General features: G+C 33.5%; 2 protein-coding genes. Both read right to left on the bottom strand.

Annotation, left to right across the window (positions count from 1 at the left end):
• The coding region (locus Z054_RS0127135) for a SusD/RagB family nutrient-binding outer membrane lipoprotein (RefSeq protein WP_024773111.1) at window positions 1-872 on the bottom strand (872 nt) is incomplete at its 3' end.
• 4 nt (window positions 873-876) lie between these two features.
• Window positions 877-3,456: SusC/RagA family TonB-linked outer membrane protein (locus tag Z054_RS0127130; protein WP_024773110.1), on the bottom strand; the 2,580-nt coding region annotated here is incomplete at its 5' end.

The raw sequence follows: 3,456 nt of genomic DNA, 5'->3' as shown, positions 1-3,456 counted from the left end.
GGGTCATTAATAGGTTGCATAATATCTACTATAGCCTCTGCAACAACATAATCTTCTCTACCGCTATTTACAAGAGTTTCCCATATTGGATTTGTATTAGGTGTTGTTGTCTCATATACTAATGACGCATTGTCTGCATTAGCAGTAAATACTCCAGAATTAACTGCCTCTGTTGCTAATGTTCCTGCTTGATTAGAATCCACATCAGCAATTCTTAGTGCTAATCGTAACTTTAAGGAATTTGCAAATTTTGCCCATTTAGAGACATCTCCTTGATAAATCAAATCTGAATCACCAAATGATTTTCCAGAAGTATTAAGGTTACTAATCGCAGTATTTAACTGATTTATGATATTAGTATATATACTCTGATCATCATCATATGCTGGATTCAAAATATTGTCATCCAAAGACAGAGCTTCAGAATACGGAACATCTCCAAAAAGATCTACCAAAACATGAAAAGTATATACTTTCAAAATTTCGATAATTGCTAATCTATTTTGCTTATCTATTTCAGTAAGACCAAATACTTCTTCTTCTGGAATTAATCGAGCTGCTTCGTTAAGATCACTTAGAACATCTCTATACAGTGTATTCCAATAATTTTGTGGAAAACTCTTAAGATCTTGAAAATTAGTTTCAGGACCTATAAAACCAGTACCCGCCCAATATTGCGCATAAAATTTCAGATGATTATCAAAAATACTTTGAGTAACCATTTGGTCAACCAAATTTCGTTGCCCATTAGTAAATAATGTTGTCGAAGGAACTTCAGAAATCTGTTTATCGCTCACGTTGAGATCATCTACCTTACAGGAAAAGATCGTAAACAAGCAGAATAGTATGGCTAAAATTTTACTATTTTTCATTTTTTTAGAATTTTACTTTTAGGTTAAAACCATATTCTTTGGATGTGGGATATGCAGAAGATTGAAATCCTTGCAAGTTACCTGCACTTAATCCTGCTTCTGGATCAGAATATGGAATGTTTTTATCAATAATCCATAAGTTTCTACCAATTACAGAAATCACCACATCATTAATAGGTAGGTTATCTAATAACTTCGTTGGTAGTGAATAAGAGAATATTACTTCTCTTAATTTTACAAAAGAAGCATCATAAACATCCTGTTCATCTGTTGATCTGTAATAAATAAATGGACTATCAAAACTATTTACCGGGGTTCTTACTGTATTAGGAGTCCCATCTTCTCTAACACCAGGAGCAATTATTCCTCCACCATCTGCAACAGCATCTCTTATAGGATTACCTAAATCATTAAGTCCTGCGGTTTCTGGAAATATCCCGGTAGCATATCCATATGTATGATCGAGAGAGTAGATATCTCCTCCTTTTTGCATATCAATTAAGAAACTAAGCGAAGCATTTTTATATCTGAACGTATTGTTGATTCCTCCATTCCAATCTGGAATTATATTACCAATCACTCCATTTTCTTCGTTAGTCACATAGTATCCGTTTTCATCAACAACTCGCTGGCCATTAAGGTATTTAAAACTAGATCCTCTAATCGTACCATAAGGTTCTCCTACAGTAGCATTAATAGAAACGTCTTCTTGTAATGTTCCTGATAAACTTAAATTATCAATTCCATCCAATAGAGAAACTACTTCACTTTTGTATGTACTCCAGTTTACATTGATATTCCATTCAAAGTTTTGGGTTTTAATTGGAGTTCCAAAAAGACTAACTTCATATCCTTTATTTTCAATTTCACCAGCATTTACAATTTTTGAATTAAATCCTGTAGAAGTAGATATATCTAATGGAAGAATTTGATCTTTACTATTTGTTTGATATGCTGTTACATCAAACCCAAATCTATTTTTAAAAAGCTTAATTTCTAATCCTGCCTCATAACTTATAACGGTTTCATGCTTAAGTGTAGGGTTGTTTTTATTATTTGGTAATGAGAAAAGAGATTGCCCTGCAAAACCATTAACAAAAGTATATACATCATCTACAAGAAGTACCCCTGCACTATTACCCACTTCGGCATAGTTTAATCTCAATTTTCCAAAATTTAACCAATCACTTGTAAAGAGGTTAGAAAAAAGGAAACTAGTAGAAACTGATGGATAATTAAATTGTCTTTTACCGTCTGGTAGTGTTGATGATCGATCTATTCTATATGTTGCATCTAAGAATAATATATCATCATAACCGAACGACGCACTAGCATAATACCCATTAACACCCATGCTAGACTTTCTTTCTATAGGTGGTGCTATTGGATTTACTGAATTGGATAAAGAATAAAATCCAAAAGTATTAAGTCCTCCATTCGTTTCTGCAAAAATAGAACTTCTATTCGTTCTGGTAAGATTCATTCCCAGTAGTCCTTTAAAATTAAGCTTTTCAGTAATATCAAAATTAAAGTTCCCTATCATGTCGTAGTTCATTTCTCTAAAAAACCCATTAAATCTGTTATACTCAGATGGGTTGAAACTAGAAACATTGACTCTTTCTTCTCTTATTTCATCAAATCTATCCATAGTCACTCTTGCCAAAACATCAAACCAATCATTCACTTTATAGGTTAAAGCTACATTTCCAAAAACACGATCTCTACCATCGGTTTGATAATTTTCATATAATGTCCAATATGGATTATCCCAATATTGTGGTCTTGGTGCATAAGGATCATCGCCTGTACGTGCTGATGATCTTAAATTCCAGGTAGCATTTCTTCCTAACCTAAAATATGCATCTCTTTGCTCTCTTAAGTCAACATTTGTTTGATACCATTGTCGCAATCCAGGTAAAACACTATTTTCGTCATATCCTGTTGCGAATCTACCACGTCCACTATTTTTGGTATACGTAACCTTTGCTCTCGCTGTGACTCTATCGGTCAACTTATAACTTCCGCCAAAATCTACCGTTTGCCTTTTAATTAAACTGTTTGGTAAAATACCTGTTTGTTCTACATTGGTAAATCCTAACCTGAAATTTCCTTTATCTGAAGCTCCATCAACACTAACATTGGTTGATTGCAATAAACCTGTCTGAAAGATAGAGGTAGGATCATTTTTTGCTGCTACCCATGGTGTAGGAGTACGATAATTAGGGTTTTCTGGAAAAAAAGCTCCCGATTGGTATACCAAAAGATTAGAGTCAAATCTTGGGCCCCAGGAAGCATCACCTCCTGTATCTACAACATTATCTAAAATACCATCTCCATTTACATCTTCTTGTACAAAAGAAGCTCCATAACCTCCTCCGTATTCTTTTTGATATCTCGCGAATGTTTTAGGATCAAATTTGCTAAATGTAGTGTTTGAATTAATTGTTATCCCTAATCCTTTATTTTTAGATCCTTTTTTTGTAGTGATTATAATTACTCCGTTTCCTGCTCTAGATCCATATAAGGCAGAAGCAGCAGCTCCTTTTAATACGTTAATACTTTCTATATCATCTGGATTAATATC

Origin of the sequence: Aquimarina macrocephali JAMB N27 (assembly GCF_000520995.1) — a bacterium.
Classification (GTDB): domain Bacteria; phylum Bacteroidota; class Bacteroidia; order Flavobacteriales; family Flavobacteriaceae; genus Aquimarina; species Aquimarina macrocephali.
The sequence above is the reverse complement of the archived record's forward strand: the minus strand, read 5'-3'. Positions and strand labels throughout refer to the sequence as shown.